Source organism: Pseudomonas sp. HN2, from assembly GCF_020736465.1.
Lineage (GTDB): Bacteria > Pseudomonadota > Gammaproteobacteria > Pseudomonadales > Pseudomonadaceae > Aquipseudomonas > Aquipseudomonas moraviensis_A.
Genome location: NZ_CP085885.1, coordinates 4,702,046 through 4,723,953, shown reverse-complemented (window position 1 = coordinate 4,723,953; position 21,908 = coordinate 4,702,046). Strand labels below are relative to the sequence as shown.

Sequence of the window (21,908 nt, the reverse complement as noted above, 5' to 3'; positions counted from 1 at the left end):
ACTAAACCCGACCACTGATTGGCAGCGGCACGGATCACGTTACAGGGCAGCTTCAAAGCGCACAAGCCGGCGGATTCTGAGTGATGTGTAGGCAACGGCGCAACCCGGTGTAGCCGCGTGTTAATGGCTGAAGGACGTCTGCATGTTGCGGTGTGGGAATAGTTACCGCTGGTCGGGACTGTCAGAGTTGACAGGTGGCGGCCGAGGCACGAGTGGGTATTAAACACTCAGGCTCCGGCTACCGCTTGCACCAGCTCTTAACCCGTCGAGGAAAGCTAGATGGAAGACTTTGACAAGAATGTCGATCCGCAGACCGAAAGCGCGTCCTCCTCGAAAATGAATGAAGGAAAGGCGCAGATACTTCAGATCGATTTCCCTCCTCCGAACGCTTTGCTGGGCAGCAAGGTAATCGTGCGAGGCAGAGCTGTTCCGCAGAATCCTTCTCAAGAGGTGGTGGTGGAGGTTAACCGGACACTTTATCCACCTCGAGACGGTAACGGGTATTGGTATGTAGAAGATGATCTTGAGAGTCTGCCCTATCCGAATCTGAACATAGCGGCAAGAATCCGCGACCCTGTGCAGCGTGTATCGGTAGACATTATCTGGCGGAAGAATTGCGGGACCTCGATTACATCTCCTGCTGCAGGCGCGTTCGTACCGCCGGCTCAGCCTTTTCTACTGAAAGGAGACGCCATAACGGGCTCGACGGTTACGGTAAAGAATGTTGCGACAGGCCAAACCTTGGGTACCTGTGTTGCCGGTACGTATGGTTTCTGGGAAGTGAGCATCATCCCTCCGCCCACTTCTTCGCTGACCATTCAGGCTTCTCATGACGGGTTTGGCGGCTCCCATGCTCCGGTCGAGCGCACGTTTGTCACGATGGGTGCACCTCGCATTACAAAACCGATGGAAGGCACTCCCCAGAATCCCCAATTTACTCTGGAAGGCGACCAGGGTGCGTTCGGGGCAACGGTTTCCATCTATCCGGATCTGGAAACCGGTCCGGTCCTCGGATCGTCGACCATCACAGATATGGCAGGTAGCTGGAAGGTAGAGGTCGATGTCTCCCCCGGCCGTCGCTCGTTGGTCGCCAGGCAGCAATTCACCGGCAGCCCTCCATCATCCGCCAGTGTGGCTCGTTACTTCAGAATTCGCCCGCCGAGGCTGGGGGAAGTCGATGTAGTGGTGGAGGGTACCGTTGTAACGTTGTCGGGCGAGGGTATTGATGACGCTACGGTCGAGTTCAAGGTTGTCAGTCCGCCTGAAGCCACAACTCCGCCGCCTGCAGAGGTCATAGGGGGGGAATTTCAAACACAGGTGAATGGCTGGCCGCTTGGGACTGTCATTCTGGACGTTGTGCAAAAAATTCGTGATGTCCCTGCCGGGTGGATCGAGTCTGAGCCTGCGCGGATAACGATTTCGCTGCAATTGCCGGATCCGGCAGCGATAGAACATGACCAGGATTATCAGCCGACCATTTCCGGGATGGGCTATCCCGGCGCAACGGTGAGGCTGCTTGGCCCTGATGACACGGTCGCGGCTGAACCGGTACTGGTGCCCACTGCGGGGCGGTGGTCTACCCGGACCATTGCTGAGTGGGGACCGGTGCGTGATCGCGAGGTTCGTATCAGGCAGTTCATGGACGAACATGCATCCCCCAGCTGGGTGACGTTAAAAGTCACCATCCGGCCGCGAAAACCTGAAATACATCCGTTCGACCAAGACACGCTTTCACCCGAATTCAGTGGAAGTTGCCACAGCACAGCGACCGTCCTTCTCAAGTTCAGTGATGACGAGCGCTTTTTTGAAGCAGATGTATCTGGAGACACCTGGCGCTTTCAGCGCGACCTCTTTTTCACTGAAGGTATGGCTTATGCCGTCCAGGCGACTCAGACGCTCAACGGGCAGACCTCAGAGCCTGCCTCCACCAGCTTCATGGTCTACAGGGAGCGGCTCAAGCCCACGATCAGAACGCCGCTGCCCGAACAGGAAACGGACAGTGATCTGACGGTGACCGGTGACTTCGGCATGGCAGGCGCTTCGATGCGGCTGTGGAATTTACAGGACGGAAAGCCCTTGGGCGATCCCGTGGTTCTCGGGCAGGACGGCCCTTGGTCGGTGCGCCTCACCGGACTCGCCATCAAGACATGGTTCATCACCGCGCAGCAAACCCTCAACGACCGGGCCTCACCCGACAGTGAGGTGCGCCAATTCGACGTCGTGGTCATGCCGCCCGAGTTCGTGCGGCCGCTTCCTGGAGGCGATCTGACGCGCCGGGCAGTTCTGTCGGGTACAGGTCGGCGAGACGGGTTGGTTACCGTCTGGCGCCGCGGGCTCGATGAGCCGTTGTTGCGCGATGTCCAGATCGGTGTGGACGGTACGTGGGAAGCCAGAGTTGAGTTGGAGGTCGGAGACGAAATCCTTTGGGCAACTCAGACGTTCGAGGGCAAAACTTCAAAACCCAGCCTTGACGTGCCGTGTCGGGTCGTACCCGTCGCGGTGATGCCGGAATCACCCACTCCCGAAGAATTCCTCGGCGCTACGGTGACGGTGTCCGGGTTCGGCGTTCCTGGAGACCTGATCACGCTCAAGCGCGGAGAATGCGTATTGGGCACGGCCCCGGTGCTTGACGACGCAAGCTGGTCAATCCCCGCAACGCTGGAGCTACCCGATGGGGCTGTCACATTGAGCGTTATGGCCTCCAAGGGTGAATATCATTCGGTCCCCAGCGAATGGGAGTGTCAGGTAAGGCTTTTTCTCCCGCAATTCATCTACCCAGGGCCAGGCCTCTGGGTTCCTCCCTTGGTGGCCGTCACTGGCTTGGGCAAACCGGGCATCGGGACACTCTTGAGCTGGTACAGCGCGGATGTCGTGCTTGCCGGCCCCATTACCGTCACTGACGCTGGCTGGACGGCCTCGCCGACGGAGCCGCTCCACAGCGGCGCCCAGTGGTGCCGTTTCCGGCAAATCTCCGACACAGGGGCGCCAATGTCAGACGATGCAGAAAGTGCGCGTTTTGATGTGCGTGTCGATTCGCCAGACAACGCTTGAAGGTTTTCCGATGAATGGTCGTAAAACCTGTCATTTATGACAGTGGACTATGTCTGTTCCGAAGCGCTGAATGCTCTGTATCAACCGATGCCGGCCAGGTTCCCCGCCAGCGCACATCAACTGTTCAAGGACTGACAGCATGGCCAGTAAAAGTACGGCGAAAAAACCCGCCCTGGAGTTGTTCGAGCAGGTCTTTGGCGAGCAGCAGAGCCTGGAGAAGTTCGCCGGTCTGAGATCCTGGCTGGAGCGTGGTGAGTCGATTTTTCCCTTGGTGGAGAAGGGCGCCGAGGGCCTGGCGAAAGACTTCGACATCAATGTCGAGGACGCCAGAAAGTTGCTGCGTCGGTTGAATGGCCTGGCGGTTTACCTGCGACGGCAGTTCATCGAGCAGTCATTGGCCGGCGAGACGACACCGGCACCGTTCGAGGCGGGTGGGTTCAATACCGGGCCCAGTTTCGAACTCCTGTTCCGCCCGGCATTTGACCAGTTCGCGCCGGTTGGCGCGCTCGAAGATGCCACGGGGCTTGTCGCTTATCTGGTAGAGGAGTGGAAGTGGGTCAGGGACAATATCGAGGAACATGGTGACCCCAATGAACTAACCGGCATGATTCCGATCCACACGCGTCGGGCCGATATCAGCGAGCTGCTCATCGACCACAACGCGATGCACCAGACCGTTTCAGCAGTGGAGATCACGCTCAAGGTACTGGAAAGGTTTATCGGCAAAACTGAAGCGGAGCTGGAAGAGGCCATGATCCTGCGGCGCTATCCGAACGGTTTGCCGTACTACAAGCATTGGGCAACCATCAATGCGCTGGTCGCTGATCACGGTCTTTCGGTAGGGCACTTCGCCCGCTGGACAGATATCGAATATCCAAACTTTCTTCTCCCGGATGCCTGGGATGACGACGCCGGTCGTGCGCTGGCGCATGCGTCGCGGCTGGGGCCGTTTCAGCGAGACTTGTTGACCGAGAGGCCCGTTCCCGACGACGCCGACACCAGAAACGCATTCTATCTGAAGAATTACGGCGCCACCGGGGTGGACTGGCAGAACCTCAATCAAGTGAATTTTTTCGCCAAGCGCACCAAACTGGATGCCGATGGCGTGGAAGCATTTCTGTCCATTGGCCGTTACGCACCAACACGATCGGATAACGTGAGTATCTATGCGGCTGCCGAAAAGGAGGAAAGCGAGCGTTCCGGTTCGGTTTTTATCAACGGCGGCGAATCACCCGCCGTCAGTGTCAATTACGAAAGATTTCAGCACCGGTTGAGCGAATCCCCCCTCAACCCGAGGCGATACGACCGGATGAACCGCAAGCGACGCCTGGATTTATGGCTGAGGCTGCCTCCCGAAGAGGTCGATTCGCTGCTGGTGGCCGCTTTCAACGCCGAGTGGGCTGGCATCCCGGACTCCCCTGAAAAACCTGTAAAACCCGCCATCTGGGTTACCGACCATACCGTGCATGCGCTGGGGTTGTTCCAGACCTTGCGTGAAGGCTTCGAGTGCACGGCTGCGGAGTTCGCGGTGTTTATCGACAAATTCTCGATCTATGGCCGCGGGCAGCTAGCGTCACAGTTTGATCAGATATTCAATAATGTCCAGAGACACTACCGCGATCCATTGCTCCTGGATAACGGTGAGTTTCTCTTGCTACCGTCGCAGGGTGTGCCCGAACTCACCATCAGCCGAATCTGCAGCGCGCTGGAAATCGACCTGCAGACCTACCAGTATCTGGCGCTGGCGATTGCCCGTGCCCATGGCCGAACCGGGACGCTCGAGCGCAGCCCGGAGATTCTGTCGGCGTTTTACCGACTGGTGAAATTGCCCCGCTTGTTGGGCATGACGCCGGTCGAGGGGCTGTTGATGCTCATGGTGCTTGGCGGGGAGGCATGGGCTGACGGACTGGCGGGCATTCCGGTGATCACGGGAGAACCCACGGCCGGCGACACTGTTCCCGATGTGTTGAACCTCATTTCGGCACTGGTTGCATGCCGCTATTGGTGTCGAACGCGCGATTTGCCGGTGCTGTGGATGCTGCAACAGGTGGCGGTTCCTCAGGTGTCCAATGTGGCGGCCGAGCCAGAACTGCGCTTGTTCGAGCAGGTCCGCAATTTGCTGGGCGAGGCATTATTGACGCATACCGGATTTGTGACCGCCGGTGTGCCGCCGCTGCAGGTGGGCCATAACTGGAAAGATCTGCTTTCTTCGCTGACTGACCCGCTGGGGCTGGTGAAATCCCGCGAGGGTACGGAAGACCAATACGTTGTTTTCGCCAGAGAGGAACTCGACAAGGCGGTCAGGGAGGGGCTGATTGAAGATGACATCAGTGTGCGTGCGCCCATCGTCGAAATCATGCTCACGGTTCTGCTGCAGGCGCGTGCTGCTCAGCTGTCAGTCGCGCGTGAATGTCTGGCCGTTTATACCGGGCTGGATGCAGAGAGGGCGCTGAAGGTTTTGACCTGGGCGAATTCGAGCGTTTATGAGCTGTTGGTCAGAATCGTCGAGCAAATGGGTGAGGACTGGGAGCTGTCACACACCCTGCGTGAGGAACCTCTTGATCCGCTGTTTTTTCTGCTGGCTGACATACGTCGGCTCAGCGCCGTCGTGGCTGAACTCGACATAAGCCTCGAAACCCTTAATGCCCTGCTCGATTACGGACTCAACGATTGGTGGCAGCAGAACGACCCTGAAGTCTTCAGCGTCGCAACCCTGTACTACCTGACGGTTCTGACTCATGCCTTCGAGATCAGCAAGCAGCCTCATACCGAGTTGCTTGAGTACCTGAGGCAGATCCATGAATGGGGAGATCCGGAGGGTTTGTCCACCCACGCGCTGCGCCTTGCACAGCAGGCATCGGAGGTCTGGCTGGCACGGTTTTTCGACTGGAGCGAGCAGGAAGTGCACGAATGCATCGGGCGAATCGACCCGAAATACAGGCTCTTGAAAAATCTCCAGCAACTGGATCTGTTGGTTCGGGTGCGCGAACTGGCCACCCATACCCAGATGGATGCGCTGACCATTTTTCTCCTGGGGACGCTGCCTGAAACCGTCGACAAGCCGGTTTACAAAGACGCTGCCGAGCATGCCTCGTTGAGTCTGTGGGAAGCGGCGGCAGCGGTTCGCCCATCCGCCGAGCTGCGGGCGCCGCTCATCAACATGCAGATTGTGCCGGATAACTTCGAGGTGATTGCCGGAAGTGAGGGCAAGATCATTTTCACCATCAGGCTGACAGATCAGGACGGCACGGCGCTCAGCGGTGTGTCCATTCGCGGACAGGCCAGTCTTGGCACCCTGGTTATCGGCAACACCCAGCCACAAACCGGTATCGCCACGGCAACCTACACGCCAGGGAAGGTCATGGGCGCTGAGCGTCCGCTGTTCTGGTTACCCTTGATCGCGCCGCAGGAGGGGCCGCTCATCCAGGTGACCGACGACGAGCTGCACCTGGATTTCCCCGCGCCTTTCATGTCCAGAGTGCCCACCAACGTTGTGCCAGCGGGGCAAGCGGTCGAGTTATCGGCCGTGCTCATGGATCGCTTCGGCAATCTGGGCAAAAACCGCGGGGTGCGTTGGTCCGCCACAGCTGTTGATGACGCGGCTTTACTGGCGGTTGAGGCGGTGATTCGGCCTCAGCAGGGCCAGGCCACTCAGCAAGGCGTTGCCCGAGCGGTTATCTCAAGTCCGACGGGAGGCACATTCATTTGCACCGTGTTCTCGGAGAGCAGCAAAAACACAGTGGACTTTGCACCGATTGAATTCGCGCCTCCCCCCCTTCCGAATGAAGCATGACGTTTGCGCAGCCCCGCCAGAAGGTGAAGATCATGAGCCAAAGCATCATCAACGATTTGCTCGAACAACGTCGCACAGCACTGACGGAGTATTGCCTGGGCCACTTCGGCGAGAGCGATGGCCGGTTCAGCATCATAAAGAACGCTGACCATCTGAATGAATTGTTGCGTCTGGACTCGCTCGACACGCAAAAAGTGCCCAGTGCACTGGGTGCCGAGGCAATCAGCTGCGCGCAGAAATTCATCAATGCTGCCTACCGCAAGCTTGAGCCGGGGTATTCGAAGACAGAGTTCCCTGAAGAGGATCTGAAACGCTGGGAGCTGTACAGAAACTATTCGGACTGGTCGGCGTTGATGTTGCTCCTCATTTACCCGGAAAACTACATGACGCCGTTCGCGCGGTCTCGCATGACTCGTTTGTTCCTGACGTTGATGACCGATCTGAACCAGACACGGTTAAGCACCGATTCGGTACTGATCGCTTTGCGTGCCTATCTGAAGTCTTTTGAAGAAATCTGCAACCTGGAAGTCATCAGTGCTTTTCTGCATGGCACCACGGCCGTGGATGGGCGCTATTTCCTTGTCGGCCGCGAACGGGTGGCGCCTTACCGATACTTTTGGCGCGAAGCGCAGATTGAACTGACGCCGACCTGTACCAGCGTCAATCCGGCGGCGTGGTACGAGTGGGACATGATCGATGTCGGGGTGACCGGAACCGTGCTGGATGTGCGCCCGGTGTTCTGGAACGGCAGGCCGTGTCTGGTCTGGGCCGAGCCTTCAGACAAACTCGGGGAGATAGGCAAGGATGGCTATGTTCCCTACAAGGTGAGCATCAACATAGCCTTCAGATCGCAGAACGGAGAGTGGTCGCCGGCAACCAATCTGCAAAGCATTGGAGATCTCGACGCGCCTCCGCCAGCCGATAGCCGCTTGATTGCGACGATCCGTGTTACCGAAAGTCATCCCAATGGTTTTCTCGGCATCTTGTTTTTCAAAGGTCATGAAGCGCAGACGCCGGTAATGCGCGATGTGTTGTTTCGGCCACTCCCTGCGTATGAGGGCGGCTGGCTGGAAAAACTCGCGCAACGTTTCGACAGTGTGCTCACTGTCCAGCATTCGCTGACTGAACAGATGCGGCCAAAAATGGTTACGACGATCCCGACGTCCGGGACGCTGACTGACTTCTACGAACTGGATGCGTTTGTGCTGACTCACTCGACGGGAGACATCCTGGCCGTCAGGGGCATTTGCAGGCCAAATGGCACCGGGGGTGTGGCAAATGTTGGTTTCGATTTGACGCTGGCCAGCGAACCCTCAGGCGGGGATCCGGAGGAAACCAGTGGAACGTATTCGACAGACGGTGGATGGGCCACCGACTGGCTTACCTACACGCGTGGTTCAGGCGGCTTCATCAGCCCCATCACCTTCACTTTCGGCGCGACTACTGCCTCTGCAACCTATGGCCGGAAACAGTTCGTGCTGACAATGACCGGCATCGTGGGTTTCGATCCCGCGGTACTGGAAAAGAATCGGCATGACGCGGCGCAGTTTCTGGCCTTCAACAAGCCTGGAACCCTGGCACGGGTACGCCTTAATTCGCTGTTCGGTCCGCGGTTGGTCGGCCTCGCCAATTTTTCTGTAGATGCGGTGTACGCCTGGGAGGCGCAGTTTTTCGATGAGCCGACCTCGGAAGCCGGGCCGGTCAATGAGCCCAACGGTGCCTTCAATAGTGCCAATGGCTTGTACTTCTGGGAGTTGTACTACCATGTGATTCATCTGGTGGGTATCCGCTTTCGCGACGAAAATCGTTATCGCGAGGCTGAAGCCTGGTGGCGCAGGGTGTTCGATCCGCAAGCGACCGCGCAGGTTTCCAATCCCCCGCAGCCAAGCGACAAGCCGGACTACTGGCGCTGCCGGCCCTTGGTGAGTCCCGGCAATGCCGGCTCTGAGTGTCTGGTAGAAGATGATCCGTACGCCATCAGTTATGCGGCGCCACAGCATTTTCAGATCCTGACCTTCATGGAGTTCGTCAAGAATCTGGTCGAGGAGGGGGACTGGTATTACCGCCAGCAGACGCGGGACAGTCTGGTGCTGGCCAAGGAGTGTTATCAGCAGGCGCAGGACTTGATGGGCGACCCGCCTACGGCGCGCTCGGTGACCGATTGGCAGACGCAGACGCTCGGAGCGCTGATTGACCAGAGCGGCGCGCGTCCAACGCTGGAAGCGTTCGAGAGAACGCATGTGTATTCCCTTGCCGACGTACCGCCCGCGGCTGATTTCGCACCCGCGATGGGGCTGCTGGCGACACCACCGTTCAAACTGCCGACCAATGATCGCTTGCTGGCGCTGATCCAACTGCCTCGGCAGCGCCTCTACAACTTGCGCCATTGGTTGACCATTGATGGCAAACCGCTCGAATTGCCGCTGTATGAACCGCCGGGTGATCCTGCGCAACTGTTACGTGATCTGGCGGCAGGAAACAACGCCGGGCCACGGCGAATGGGGGGGCGACCAGTCCTGAACGGCTACGGCTGGCGAGTCACCAGCGAATTTGCCCTGCGGTCTGCACAGGAGCTGCAAAACCTCGGCAGTGAACTGCTGCGCTTCATGGAACAGCGCGACACAGCGCAACAGATTGAGTTGCAACAAAGGCATTTGCTGGAACAAGCCGAATGGACGAAAACCATTCAGGAAAAATCCCTCGCTCAGATGGACGTGACGCTGACGGCCTTGCGCCAAAGTCACGCCGCCGTCAAGCAACGCGCCGATGAGTACGCCGCGTGGTTTGACGAAAACGTCACGGCAGAGGAATACAAGGTCATGGATGACCTTCACGCTGCCAAGGAACTCAATCAGGGCTCGGTCGCCGTTCAGTCTGCGGCGGGGGGGATTTCGGTCATTCCCAAAGTATTTGGTATGGCCAACGGCAATGCCTTTCCAGAAGGTGTTTTGCATGCCATCGCACAGGGCTTGCAGATTGCCTCACTGGGCAAGCAGGCCGACGCGGAAAAAAGAGCGGTGACTGAAGGCTATCGTCTGCGTCGCCGCGAGTGGGGTTTGCAACGCAACCTGGCACTCGCCGAACTGCAGGCGCTGGATGAGCAGATCAATGCGCAGGTGATTGCTGTGGATGCTGCCCGGGCCAGTCTGCAATTGGTCTTGCAAACCAATCTTCAGTCCATGGCCGTGTACGACTTTCTGCAAAAACGCACCACCCACAGTCAGCTTTACGATTGGCTGCTGGCACAACTCAAGGCGTTGTACTACCAGGCTTATGACGCAACTTACAGTCTGTGCGTCAGTGCTCAGGCATCGCGCATTGCACAAACCGGTGATTACGATTCAGCGTCGATTTTGGCCCAGGCATGGTCCGATAAACATCACGGTTTGTTGGCTGGCCAGCAGTTGGCGGGCTTTCTGATGCGCGAGCAGCGCGATCACCTGCAAAGCTTCGAGCGACGTATCGAGCGGGTCAAGACCGTTTCCTTGCGACAGCTTTTCGCTGATACCGTCGAGCCGCAGCCCGACGCCCCCGACTGGGCGACGGCGCTTGGAAACCTGCAGACTCGAGGACGCCTCGCTTTTTGCGTGAGTGAGTTGAACTTCAATCGCGACCATCCCGGTGAATACTGCCGGTTGATCCGCTCGGTTGAATTTGACTGCCCGGCATTGCTCGGACCCTACGAAAACCTCAGGGCCACGCTGACCCAGACTGGCAGTCGTACCGTCGTCCGGCCAGTGCCACAGGCGGTGGAATATCTGCATAACCCCGAGAGCAAGGCAGCACCTGCCGATGTGGTGTTCAACACGCGCTCGGGGCAGCAAATCGGCATTTCCCAAGGCGTTGCCGATGATGGGCGCGTCATGGAAGACCAGGATACGGGGCTGCTTCGCGCCTTTGAGTGCTCGGGGGCTGTTTCCTGTTGGGAAATCCATTTTCCGTGGTGGGGCGAGCCGGCTCAATCTGCCGTGCTTGCATCCATTACCGACCTCATTATCACTATCCGCTATTCGGCTTGGCCCGGTGAGCCGACCTTCGTACTGGCAGTGGAAAACCTGGTGACAGAAGCCAAAGCGGATGCTTTGCAGCGCAATGCCGAACGGAGCCGCCATCATGCGTAAACCCGGGATTCAAGCCGAGCGCAATCTGATCCTCAACGGCGACTTCTCTCAGAGCCTGCGAGAGTGGAAAAGAGGGCCGGTCAACCCGGCTTATGTCGTGACCAAGGCCGAGCAATTGGAAAGTGGTGAGCGCCTGAACATCCTGTCCGCTCTCGACGGGGCTTCCGCGTATCAGGAAATTACCTTATTCAAAAGTGCCAGCAACGACGTCAGGTATGTCATCAGCTTTCTTTGTGAAATGGACCACGATGAGGAAGGGCTGCTGGAGCTCAGTGTGGCCGGGCTGCCCGATACGCAGAAAATTCCCCTGCGCGTGGGCGCACTTCGCGACCGCAATGCCGACCTCCAGCGCCAGCGCGATGGTCTGCCTCGGCTGTTCCGGCCACACACGTACGAAGTGGATGTGACACTGCCGCTGTTGGATACACAGCTTCTGAAAGTCCACGCCATCAGTCCGCTCAACAAAGAGGGCGACTACTTCTCCTCGTTGCGTATCACCCGGATCAACCTGCAGTTGCATTTGCCGGCCGCGCATGTGTTGACGTTGCAACTGGACGCAGAACAATTGCCACTGGCGCGCGTCTTGCCTCTTTGTCTGGGCGCGCTGGGTTCGACTGCGCACCGCTTCAAATGCATCCATGCGCAGGATGATGCCTGGCAGGGTACTCGGGCGTCGTTGAACATCAGGAACAACCCACAGGGCGCAATTGTCGCCGATCCGGATTGGGGCAGGGATAAACCGCTGGATGATACCTGGAGTCTCGTTTGCCCTGAACTTGACGGCGACCCCCCCTATCTTTTCACTCTGCAGTTAGCGAACGAGTTCAACTCCCCCGTGCTGGATATTCCGCTCTCACTGGGTGACCACCGCCTAAAGTTCATTCAACTGAAAGAGGCGGCGCATTACGTGGTAATGGAGTATGGCCAATCCATCAGGGTTGGCGTCTGCGTCGGTTCGTATTACACCGACAAGGCGCTCGAGGGCATAACAGTCACCTGGACGGTAGACGGCACGGACGTAAAAACCACAACGCCGACCGATCGTGAGGGCTGGGCCTGGTTTGAACAACAACCGAGCGCGGCCGGCGATGTGCAGATCCAAGCGTCGGTCGAAAGTCTCTACTACGCCAGCGGCGCAGTGAGTCAGGCCTTTGAAGTCAAGGTGCTGGCGACCGACCCGTTGCAAGAGATCCGCACGATCATTGGAGAGGGAGACGAGCGGCCGTGGGATCAGAAAGGCTATCCCAATCGCGGAACGACCTATCGTTTGCAAATCCGCTTCCCCGAGGAACTGTGGGACACAGACGTGACGTTGCGCTGGAGTGGCGACCCTGCCGAGAAGCTGGGAGTTACTGTCACGCCACCGCTTGAAACAGCCGCTCGTATAGGTTCGGGTGGACTGCTTGAGTATCGATTTGATAACGAGGACAGAGACGATGGCCAGTTTTCTCTGCGGTTGACCTCTGCGCATCTGTTGGAAAGTTCGCCTGCCAAACCCATGTTGCTGGCGCGCAATGTCGTTGAACCTGGTGAGGTGCGAGGGCCTGACAGGATTTGTGTGGTGGATGAAAACGACAGCGCAAGAATGTGGGTGCAGGTACTGCACAAGACGGCATCGGGAACCGGTGGCCAGGTCGAGGGAGCACTGGTGTTCTGGACGGAGCCGGATGGGAGCGTGACGAAGACCCTGACAGGCATCGGTGGCTGGGCCAGTCATAGCCATCAGCCTGGCGCTGCGGGAGACCATCGTGTGACTGCCACCATCAAGGCTCATGAAGATGCCGAGCCGAGCGAGATGGAATTCGTCGTGAAGGCGATCGCGACCAATGTCTGGAAGGAGCATGTGCAGATCACTCTGGATGACGAAGCAGTGGATCTGCAAACCATCGGTCTGGTGTGCCGGCATGGACAGACACATGTGCTGAAGGTCACCCCTGTTGAGGGCAGCCCATGGGTCGACAACAAACGCATCAGTCTGGATTGGCGAGAGGGCGATCCGCTGATCGGTCTGAACCCGGCTGACCCGGGCAGTTTTTTCCCGCTGGGGGCTGATGGATTGACATGGAACCTGTCCTCCAGCGCCGCCGAAAGTCTGAGCAGACCCTTTGAGTTGCGTCTGCGCGCTGAAGCTGTTGCAGATGATCGCGAGTTGTGCGGGCGATTCGTCAATGCAGACCTGACTCGGGAGCTTGGCGTCAGGCTGGACCGCGTAACGGCAGCACTCGATGGGCAGACGCTATATCCCTGCCTCGGTGCGGATCATCAGTTCACCGTCTGGCTCAATGAGCTGAGCCCGCTGGTGGGTCTGTCAACAGCGCTGGAGTGGTCGGGAACGCCCGCCGAAGAATTGAACGCGGGCGTGCGTCCGCCCCTGGCGCAATCTCAACCGCTGGGTGCCGAGGGTGCTTTCTGGCAACTCGACTTCAGCAGCAGCACAAAAGCGGGTGACTTTGCGCTCGCTGTAAACCTGCCTCAATTGGCATTCCTCGCCCCCGTCACACCCATGGATCTGGGACATAACGCCTTGAGTTTCAATTCCATACTGGAATCACCGGTGGATCCGGTAGTGGATCTTGATCGGGCCTGGACGTGGGCTAATGTGGTATCACGATTTACCGGGGAGGCAGTTGCCGATGTGCCGGTCACATGGTACGCAGGCGCAGACCCCGTAGTGGTCAACACGGACAGCAGTGGTAACTCCGGCTTCGCCGTGCTTCCCGTGAGCGCCGACATGCATACGGTGCAGGCGACTTTGCTCAGTCTCTTCGACAATACCTCAGAGCAGAGAAGCGTCACCTTCAAAACATTGGCAGAAGATCTCTGGCCGCGAGTCAAGGTCAGTTTCGATGGTCAGACCAGTCAGGTCTGGGGTGTCACCACCGGATTCCCGCGTCGCAACGGTCGGCACAGTATCGTGGCGTTTTTCCCGGAAGAATTTAACGGGCAGACCGTACGTATGGGGCACACCGGCACGGCGCCCGCGGTACTGGGCAATAGCTATGAGCCAGAGCTGGGCATGGCGCAGGTCGTCACGAATGGCATGGCAAGGTTCGGGTTGCGCGCGGGAGATTTCACGGACGGCAGTTTTGCCTTGCGGCTTTCCGCCGAACGGCTGGCACGGCTGTCGCCGGCCAATGCGATGTCGCAGGGTTCAGGTTCGCGGGTCGTAGAGTTTGCCGAACATACCGTTGCGGACAGAGTGCTTGATTGGGGAGAGACACTTGAGTGGCAAGTCAGATTGCAGTCATCGATCAGCGGCAAAGCGATGCCAGGCATAACGGTAAAATGGCTCGGTGCCGGGATCAATGAATTGATGAGTGTCTCGGACTTTTACGGAATGGCGAAAATAGGCTTTATCCCTGCCTGTCCTGGATTGAACGAGTTGACTGCGACCGTGGGAGCAGGCGCGGGCGCACGCTCCATCCATTATCGATTCACGCTCAATGCGCCGCTTGAAATCAACGAACTGGTCCTTATCCAGTCCGCTGGCTATCCGGGTGAACCGGTAGAGCTTCAAGCCAGCGTCGTGTCAGCACTCGATGGTCAGCCGCAGAGTGACGTTGAGGTCATGTGGAATTACGCGGATGAATTCTTGCCGTCAACCCGTACCAACGCTCAAGGGCACGCAAAGCTTCGCTTGTCGCTGGGTGTTCCGGGGGAGGGGCATGTGTGGGCGGCGGTGAAGGGGGGCGTGGCTGGATGGGATATGAAATCGCTGCCACTGATTGTCACTGAGCGTCCAGCTGTTGTGGCGTCTGTTGTTGCGACGCCGAATCCTGCCTATGTGGGCGCCTATGTATCGATGACTGCATTGGTCGTGGACAAAACGTCGGCAGCACCGCTGCCTCAAAGAAAAATTCGGGTCCGCGTGAACGGCAAGCCTTTCATTGATTCCATTACAGACAGCAAGGGTGAATTCAAGACTGGCTGGAAAGTGATGTCCGCGTCGGAAATCGTTTCCCTTGAGGTTGAAGTGGAAAATGCTGACGGCACCTCCGAAAGTGGGTCGGTGTATGTGCCGATTCTGGAGTGATCAAAGCGCCCCACTACTTTTCCAGCTCAGATACTGCGTCACCAGCTCGGCGCCGAACGCTGCGGGCCGAACATCCATCACGGCAACGCCATGAGCACTCAAGCGCTCATGGCGTTCTGCACGCTCATTCAGGTAGTTCACCGTGCCGCAATAAGCCAACGCCTCTGGCAGCGTTTGCACCGGTGACTGGCGTAACGTATCCAGCGCTTCTTCGCGCAGACTGGCGACCATTACCCGATGATGTGCGCTCAGACGCCTGATCGCGCTCAGCAGCTCCTCATCGTCTTCGTCGCGCAGGTTGGTCACCATGACCACCAGTGCCCGGCGCTTCTGGCGCGTCAGCAGTTGGTTGACGGCGGCCTGATAATCAGCCGGACGCTGCGTGCTGTCGAGGTCGTAAACCGCGTTGAGCAGCACGTTCAGTTGCCCGCTGCCTTTGACTGGCACGACATGGCGCGGTTGATCATCGGCAAACGTACTCAATCCCACCGCATCGCCCTGACGCAACGCCACATAACTGAGCAACAGGCAGGCATTGAGCGCGTGGTCGAAGTGCGACAGTTCATCGTCCTGGCTGCGCATGCGTCGGCCGCAATCGAGGAGAAAGATGATTTGCTGGTCGCGCTCGTCCTGATACTCGCGGGCAATCGGTGTGCGCTGGCGGGCAGTGGCTTTCCAGTCGATCTGGCGCAGGCTGTCGCCCTCACGAAATTCGCGCAACTGATGGAACTCCTGACCCTGACCGCGACGTTGCCGCTGGCGTACGCCAAGCTGGCTGAGCCAGTTGTCGACGGCGCGTAACTCTGCGCCATAGAGCCGGGCGAAATCGGGATAGACGCGGGTCTGATCGGCGACCTCGATCAGGCGTTTTCCCGACCATAATCCGAACGGGCTCGGCAGGTTGACTTCGCACTGTTCAAAGCGGAAATGCCCGCGTTTGGCCGGGCGCAGACGGTAGCGGATCTGGCTCGAATGGCCGGGTTGAAGCTCAACGACCCATGGCAGATGTTCAAACGCGAGGCCGTCGGGAACGTGGTCGAAAAGATTGACGTTGAGCGCCTCGGCGAAGTCATGCGCAATGTCCAGCTGCACCTCTGCCCAGCGCCCCAATGCCAGGCTGCCGGGCATATGCCGCTTGATGCGTGGCGAGGGCAGGCGTTTGAGGCGCAGTGCGTCAATAACTGCCAACGCCAACAGAGCCAGGAGCAAACCCCAGTTGATCGCAATCAGGCTCGACGGGAGCTCCCTGCCGAGTGCCTGAAAGACGCCGAGCACAAGGCTGACGACCAGCAGCAGGGCGAGCCAGCTCAGCAGCAGCCACGAGGGTTTCACAGGCGCGGCGCCGGGACTTGATCGAGCAATTGCGCGAGCACCTGATCGACCTGCAGACCTTCGATATCCAGTTCCGGCGCGATGCGCACGCGATGGCGCAGCACGGCAAGCGCGCACCCCTTGATGTCATCGGGAATCACGAATTCGCCGCCGCGCAACAGCGCCCTGGCGCGGGCGCAACGCACCAGGGCGATCGAGGCGCGCGGCCCGGCACCAAGGGTCAACCCCGGCCAGGTTCGCGTACTGCGCGCCAGGCGCACGGCGTAATCGAGAACCTGATCGTCCAGCGGCAAATCACTGGCAATCCGTTGCAGGGCTTGCACATCCTTGGCCTGCAACACGGTGCGCAGTGGTTGCACGTCGAGCATGTCGGCGCGGGTCGAACGACACACCTGACGGACCATGTTCAGTTCCTGATCGGCATCGGGGTAATCCATGCGCACCTTGAGCATGAACCGGTCGAGTTCGGCTTCCGGCAGCGGATAGGTGCCTTCCTGTTCGATCGGGTTCTGCGTGGCCAGGACCATGAACGGTTGCGCGATGGGCAGGGCGCGTCCTTCAAGTGTCACCTGGCGTTCCTGCATGGCTTCGAGCAAGGCCGCCTGGGTTTTCGCCGGGGCGCGATTGATCTCATCGGCCAGCAGCAGGTTGGTGAACAACGGGCCTTTGCGCAGCTTGAACTGCTCGGTCTGCAAGTCATACACGGCATGGCCGGTGACGTCGCTGGGCATCAGGTCGGGGGTGAATTGAATGCGCGCAAACTCGCCGCCGAAGCAACGCGCCAGCGCCCGCACCAGCAAGGTCTTGCCCAGACCGGGGACACCCTCGAGCAGCACATGGCCGCCGGCAATCAGTGCGGTCAGCACGTCGTCGACCACTGCCTCCTGGCCGATCAGCGCCTTGTTCAATTCATTGCGTACCGCCTGCGCCAACTGGCTGGCACGCTGGCGTTGCTGGGCGGCGTGAGTCGCGCTGCCGGGCTCGATCTGTTCAGTCATAACGCGTTCCTCAAGGTTTGCAGATGAGCGACCTGACGGCTGAATTCGGCGCTGGACAAACGCTGCTTCGGTCGTGGGCTCAGGGCCTGGCTGATAGCGCGGGTGGGTTGCCGGGTCAGGCGCGATAACGCCAGCCATTGTTCGGCCACATTCAATTGATCGAAACCGGGATGGCGGCGACGGGCACGACGCAGGACGTCTTGCTGCAGCGCTTGCAACAGCGCTTGCTGGCCGTTGTGGCGCAGCAGGAAATCGGCGCTGGCGCGCAGATGCTCCAGCAGTTGACGGCGACCCGCTGGCGCGGGCATTTGCACCGGCCCGTGGCGCACGCTCGCCTGCCACAACCACAGACCGATCAAGGCGAGCAGGGCGACGATAGCCTGCGGGAAGTAGCGCCAGAGCAACGTCCACAGACCATCGTGGGCGGTGTTGTAAATCAGCGTGACGTCGGTGTCGGCGCTGAGGTACCAGAGCAGCCAGGCGTTGTCGTATTGGCCGATGGCCGGGGTTTTCCACAGCTCGGCATCGGTGACCACGGTGACCGTGCCGAGGCCGTATACCCGTTGCATCATATGCGTGGCTTTGGCGCTGTTGGCCCAGGCCTGGGCTACGTTGTTCGGGTCATCGAGGTGGAAGTCGGTGTCGAAACTGGCGTAGGCCGGCGCATCTTCGTCTTCCAGATACAGCTTGGTCAGTTTCGGGAAGCGATCCTTTCCCACTTCTTGCGGAGGATCTTTCAAGTCTTTGCTCAGCGATTGGTGCAGTTGCACGCGGTCGAGCAGCAGATCGTCGCTTTGCCGGTTTTGCGCATCCCACAGCGACTCGGCGACAAACACCAGACGCCCGCCGGCGCGAGTCCAGTTCAGCACCTGATCGACTTCACGCGGCGTCATCCGCGCGCGTTCACCGAACAACAGCAAGGTGTGGTTGTGCGGATCGATCTGCGGCAGCACCGCCAGGGTCTCGGCGTGATTGACCGCCAGACCACGTTCGCGCAGGAACATTTCTGCGGCCAGATACGGGTTGGCTTGCGCGGTGGGCGAGGGGCCATGATCGATAACTTCCTGATACGGCCGGGCTTTGAGGAACAGAAAAAGGCTCAAGCCGCCGAGCAGCAAAAGCGCCAGCGCACCGATCGACCAGCCGATGCGCCGGTTCAATGCGCAGCACCTTTGGCAAACAATGCACGCCAGCCGTTGCACAGCTCCGCTTGCAAATGTGCCGGTGGAACCCGGTGTCCGTAGGCCATGTTCTGCCAGTGGCCGGTAAGGTTGCGGCTGTAGGCGAGCAGGTCGGGGCGTTGCAATTGCTCGATGCGTTCGAGGATCTGGCTCTCGGTGTCGGCGGCTTTCAGCGTCAGGTCGAAATCGTGCAGCAGATGGCTGAGCAGCCCGCGATAGAGCAGGCCCAGCGCGGCGCGAGGTTCGCTGAACCACAATTGTTCGGCGCTGGCGGCGATGTCGTCAGGCAAGGTTTCACGGTTCAGATCGAGGCCGAAAACTTGCGGTGGCGCCGGTGGTTTGCTGCGCGATGGCAGGTTCGGGCGACGACTGACAAAGGTCCGGAAGAATTCGCGATACCGCCAGACCAGCCAGCCCAGCGCGGCGATCAACGCACCCCACAACAGCGCTTCAATGACATTGGCCACGGCATTCAGGCGTTGCCCGTCGAGCCAGCCGAGCAGGGTCTTCAGCCACTGCGGCGCCTCACCCGGTTGCGCGTCTTTCGCCGGGCTCGCCGGATCCTCGCCAAAGCGGTAACGGGTGACGCTTTCCTTGTTCTTGAACGGCGGCTGTTCAAGCAATGACTGGATGCTGTCGCGCGAGGCCTGACTGGTCAGCGGTTGATTGAGCAGTCGTGGCGCGTCCGGCGTATCAGCCGCCCATACCGGTTGCAGGTTCGGCAGTAGCAGACACGCGGCCAGCAAAACGCCGAGCACGCTGTTGTTCAAACGCTGGCGCAAACGCCGGAAGACCAGCTCGATATCCCAGGCTTCCAGTTGCGTGCGGCGGTTCAGGTACAGGCTGAAACCGCAGGCAACATAGACGGGTTCCCAGACCACCAGGATCAGCGCATAAAACGCGTTGGTCAGGTGTTCCAGCCAACGCCAGTCCTGATCGGCCGCGAGCAGCAGCGACTGCCAGTCCCAATCGGTTTCGATCTGCTGCGGCAGCAACATGTAGAACAGCAGCATCACGCCGATCCACAGTGCGGTTTCCAGATGCACGCCGATGATCGTCAACCATTGTGCGGCGCCGCCGTTGCGTTGCAGCAGCACCTGCAGGCGTTGTTGTCTGGCCTCGCCATCGAGGCCCTCGAGTTGCGTCACCGGCAGCACAAAGCTGCGACTCAGGCTCAGCCGGCGCCAGGTCAGACTGGCCAGCAGTTGCGGCTTGAGCAGGCGCGGCCATTCACGCAAGGCCTGTTTGAGCGTCGGCGTCTCGCCGAACAGCGCTTTGGAGAGGATGTACAGCGGCAGGCGTTCATACGCCGGTTTCAGCCACCAGAACACAAACACCGCCAGCGATGGCGAATCCCACAGCAGCACGCTGAGCAGGGCGAACAGCGGCAGGGTGACGAGCGCCCAACTGGTCATCAACAACCGCCGATGCTGCTGGCTCAGCAACACGCCCAGGTCCATGGCTTCCCAGGTCGTGCGCGGGCGGATCACCACACTGGCGTCACTCAGGCGCATGGCGAGTCCTTCCGGCCAACAGCAGATATACCGCAACGGCCAGCCACAGCGCGGCGCCGACGGTGTATTTGGTCAGCGGTGCGACACTGGTCTTCGACGACCAGTAAGCCTCGATGAAGGCTGCAATCAGCAAGAACAGCATGACCCCGCATACCAGCAGCACGCTTTTTTGCGCGGCCAGGCGCAGTGCCTCGCCGCGGGTCAGGCGTCCCGGTGCGATCAGCGCCCAGCCCAGCTTCAGGCCCGCGGCACCGGCGAGGGCAATGGCGGTCAGTTCGAATGCGCCGTGGCCGATCACGAAGGACCAGAAGGTCTGGCCGAAGCCGATTTCGCTGAGATGTCCGGCCACCGCGCCGATGATCATGCCGTTGTAGAGCAGGAAAAAACCGCTGCCCACGCCCATCAGCAAACCGCTGGCGAAGGTCTGGAAGGCGATGCCGATGTTGTGCATCACGTAATAGCCGAACATCACCCAGTCTTCACTCGCTGCGCGTTCCGCCGAGCGTCCGAGGTGGCCGGCGACGGGGTCGTACATGCCTTGCATCTCGCGCACCTGTTCGGCGGGGATCAGGTTGTAGATCAGCTGCGGAAACAGATAAACCAGCACTGCGAAACCGATCAGACTGCCAAAGAACAGCAGGCTGGCAACCGCAACGAAGCGCCACTCTTCGCGCACAAGTCGCGGAAAGTCGGCGAGGATGAAACTGATGATTTGCGCGCCGAGGCGACTGCGATGCCGATACAGCTGTTGATGGCCGCGCAACACCTGCTGCTGCAATGAATCGATCAGAAAACTGCTGTAGCCGCGCTCCTGGGCCAGAGCCAGATGTTGGCAGAGACGTCGATAGGCTTTGGGAAAGGCGCTCACCTGCGCGGTGTCCTTGCCATGTTCGAGGCGTTCCAGCGCCAGGGCGAAGCGCTCCCATTCGGCTTTGTGGCGGGTTTCGAACAGGCTCTGCTTCATGGGGTCGGCCCCAGCAGTCCGCGTGCGATGCCATTGAGTTCGGACACGGCCCTGGGCGCGGAAATATGCAGCGGCTGCGCCAGCAATGCCGCCAGCTCATTGACTCGCGCCGGCGACAGCTCGGCCTGACGCTCGGCGAAACCGAGCACCGCGCGTTGCTCGCTGAGCGTGAGAGCGACGGGGCAGCGGCGAGGTTCGGCCTCAGGCAATTGCGGGCGACTGAGCGGGCGTTCGCTGTAGACCACCAGTGTGCCGGCGGCAATGTCGCCGAGGCGTTTGAAGGTCGGGTGTTGCAGGCAACTGATCGCACCGAGGCAATAGCCGAAGGGCAGCAGGTCGACAACACGCAGCAGGTTGCGCAGCAGTGAGGCCGACCAGCCGATCGGCGTGCCGTCGTCATGGACGACGCGCAAACCCAGCCATTGCTTGCCCGGCGAGCGGCCTTGGCGCAGCACTTCGAACAGCACCATGTACCACCAGCTGATGGCAAACAGCAGCAGTGAACCGAGGCCCATGCCGAGCTTGCCGAGAAATGCCAGTGCGATAAACAGCACGCCCAGAATCAAGCCGCGAATGCCCAGATCGATGGCAAACGCCACGGCGCGCACCATCAGCCCGGCGGGGCGTAAAGGCAGGTCGATGCCTTCCGGCGTTTCGACCTGATGCCGCGTATCCAGCGGTGCTTTCCTTGGCGGTGCTGTGGGTTCGAGCATGGGCTACCTGATGTTCGCCTGTTCGGGATGCAAGTGCGGCTGATGCTAGCAGTCTCTCGGGTGTGGGAGCGAGCCTGCTCGCGAATGCGGTGGATCAGTCAGCCCATGTGCAACTGACAGAAAGCTTTCGCGGGCAGGCTCGCTCCCACAAGGGAAATGCAATTCAGCTGTAGGAATCTGGAGAAATTGCTGTTCAAGGGCTCCGAGG

The 21,908-nt window shown here is 59.6% G+C and carries 10 protein-coding genes; 4 read left to right on the top strand and 6 right to left on the bottom strand.

Annotated elements, in window-relative coordinates:
• Nucleotides 1–279 precede the first annotated feature (279 nt).
• From LIS66_RS20905 to LIS66_RS20890, 4 genes are all read left to right on the top strand, one after another.
• Nucleotides 280–3,051, top strand: coding sequence for a hypothetical protein (locus LIS66_RS20905; protein ID WP_227972967.1), 2,772 nt, complete (start codon nt 280–282; stop codon nt 3,049–3,051).
• A 139-nt stretch (nt 3,052–3,190) separates the two neighbouring features.
• Nucleotides 3,191–6,844, top strand: coding sequence for a Tc toxin subunit A (locus LIS66_RS20900; RefSeq protein WP_227972966.1), 3,654 nt, complete (start codon nt 3,191–3,193; stop codon nt 6,842–6,844).
• A 32-nt stretch (nt 6,845–6,876) separates the two neighbouring features.
• Entirely contained in the window at nt 6,877–10,965 is a 4,089-nt protein-coding gene (locus tag LIS66_RS20895; RefSeq protein ID WP_227972965.1) for a neuraminidase-like domain-containing protein, read from the top strand.
• On the top strand, nt 10,958–14,998 hold the full coding sequence (locus LIS66_RS20890; RefSeq protein WP_227972964.1) for a hypothetical protein: 4,041 nt from the start codon (nt 10,958–10,960) through the stop codon (nt 14,996–14,998). Before LIS66_RS20895 ends, LIS66_RS20890 begins: the two co-directional genes overlap by 8 nt.
• Here LIS66_RS20890 and LIS66_RS20885 read toward each other — a convergent pair whose 3' ends face one another.
• Genes LIS66_RS20885 through LIS66_RS20860 form a run of 6 tightly spaced genes read right to left on the bottom strand, consistent with a single transcriptional unit; the run spans nt 14,999 to nt 21,700 of the window.
• Nucleotides 14,999–16,330 (bottom strand): DUF58 domain-containing protein, encoded by a 1,332-nt coding sequence (locus LIS66_RS20885; RefSeq protein WP_042607314.1) that lies wholly within the window; start codon nt 16,328–16,330, stop codon nt 14,999–15,001.
• Nucleotides 16,327–17,328 (bottom strand): AAA family ATPase, encoded by a 1,002-nt coding sequence (locus LIS66_RS20880; protein WP_042607313.1) that lies wholly within the window; start codon nt 17,326–17,328, stop codon nt 16,327–16,329. Before LIS66_RS20880 ends, LIS66_RS20885 begins: the two co-directional genes overlap by 4 nt.
• Complete coding sequence (locus LIS66_RS20875) at nt 17,325–18,488, bottom strand: DUF4350 domain-containing protein (RefSeq protein WP_227972963.1); 1,164 nt, start codon at nt 18,486–18,488, stop codon at nt 17,325–17,327. Before LIS66_RS20875 ends, LIS66_RS20880 begins: the two co-directional genes overlap by 4 nt.
• Complete coding sequence (locus LIS66_RS20870) at nt 18,485–20,023, bottom strand: DUF4129 domain-containing protein (RefSeq protein WP_227972962.1); 1,539 nt, start codon at nt 20,021–20,023, stop codon at nt 18,485–18,487. The genes LIS66_RS20875 and LIS66_RS20870 overlap by 4 nt, the downstream gene beginning before the upstream one ends.
• Nucleotides 20,010–20,987, bottom strand: coding sequence for a stage II sporulation protein M (locus LIS66_RS20865; RefSeq protein ID WP_042607402.1), 978 nt, complete (start codon nt 20,985–20,987; stop codon nt 20,010–20,012). The genes LIS66_RS20870 and LIS66_RS20865 overlap by 14 nt, the downstream gene beginning before the upstream one ends.
• On the bottom strand, nt 20,984–21,700 hold the full coding sequence (locus tag LIS66_RS20860) for an RDD family protein (RefSeq protein WP_042607310.1): 717 nt from the start codon (nt 21,698–21,700) through the stop codon (nt 20,984–20,986). The genes LIS66_RS20865 and LIS66_RS20860 overlap by 4 nt, the downstream gene beginning before the upstream one ends.
• Nucleotides 21,701–21,908: the final 208 nt, after the last annotated feature.

Excerpts from the sequence above, each read along its gene's own strand:
- LIS66_RS20880 (WP_042607313.1), bottom strand. The coding sequence starts at position 17,328 with ATGACTGAACAGATCGAGCCCGGCAGCGCGACTCACGCCGCCCAGCAA.
- LIS66_RS20890 (WP_227972964.1), top strand. The coding sequence starts at position 10,958 with ATGCGTAAACCCGGGATTCAAGCCGAGCGCAATCTGATCCTCAACGGC.
- LIS66_RS20900 (WP_227972966.1), top strand. The coding sequence starts at position 3,191 with ATGGCCAGTAAAAGTACGGCGAAAAAACCCGCCCTGGAGTTGTTCGAG.
- LIS66_RS20865 (WP_042607402.1), bottom strand. The coding sequence starts at position 20,987 with ATGAAGCAGAGCCTGTTCGAAACCCGCCACAAAGCCGAATGGGAGCGC.
- LIS66_RS20870 (WP_227972962.1), bottom strand. The coding sequence starts at position 20,023 with ATGCGCCTGAGTGACGCCAGTGTGGTGATCCGCCCGCGCACGACCTGG.
- LIS66_RS20860 (WP_042607310.1), bottom strand. The coding sequence starts at position 21,700 with ATGCTCGAACCCACAGCACCGCCAAGGAAAGCACCGCTGGATACGCGG.
- LIS66_RS20905 (WP_227972967.1), top strand. The coding sequence starts at position 280 with ATGGAAGACTTTGACAAGAATGTCGATCCGCAGACCGAAAGCGCGTCC.
- LIS66_RS20895 (WP_227972965.1), top strand. The coding sequence starts at position 6,877 with ATGAGCCAAAGCATCATCAACGATTTGCTCGAACAACGTCGCACAGCA.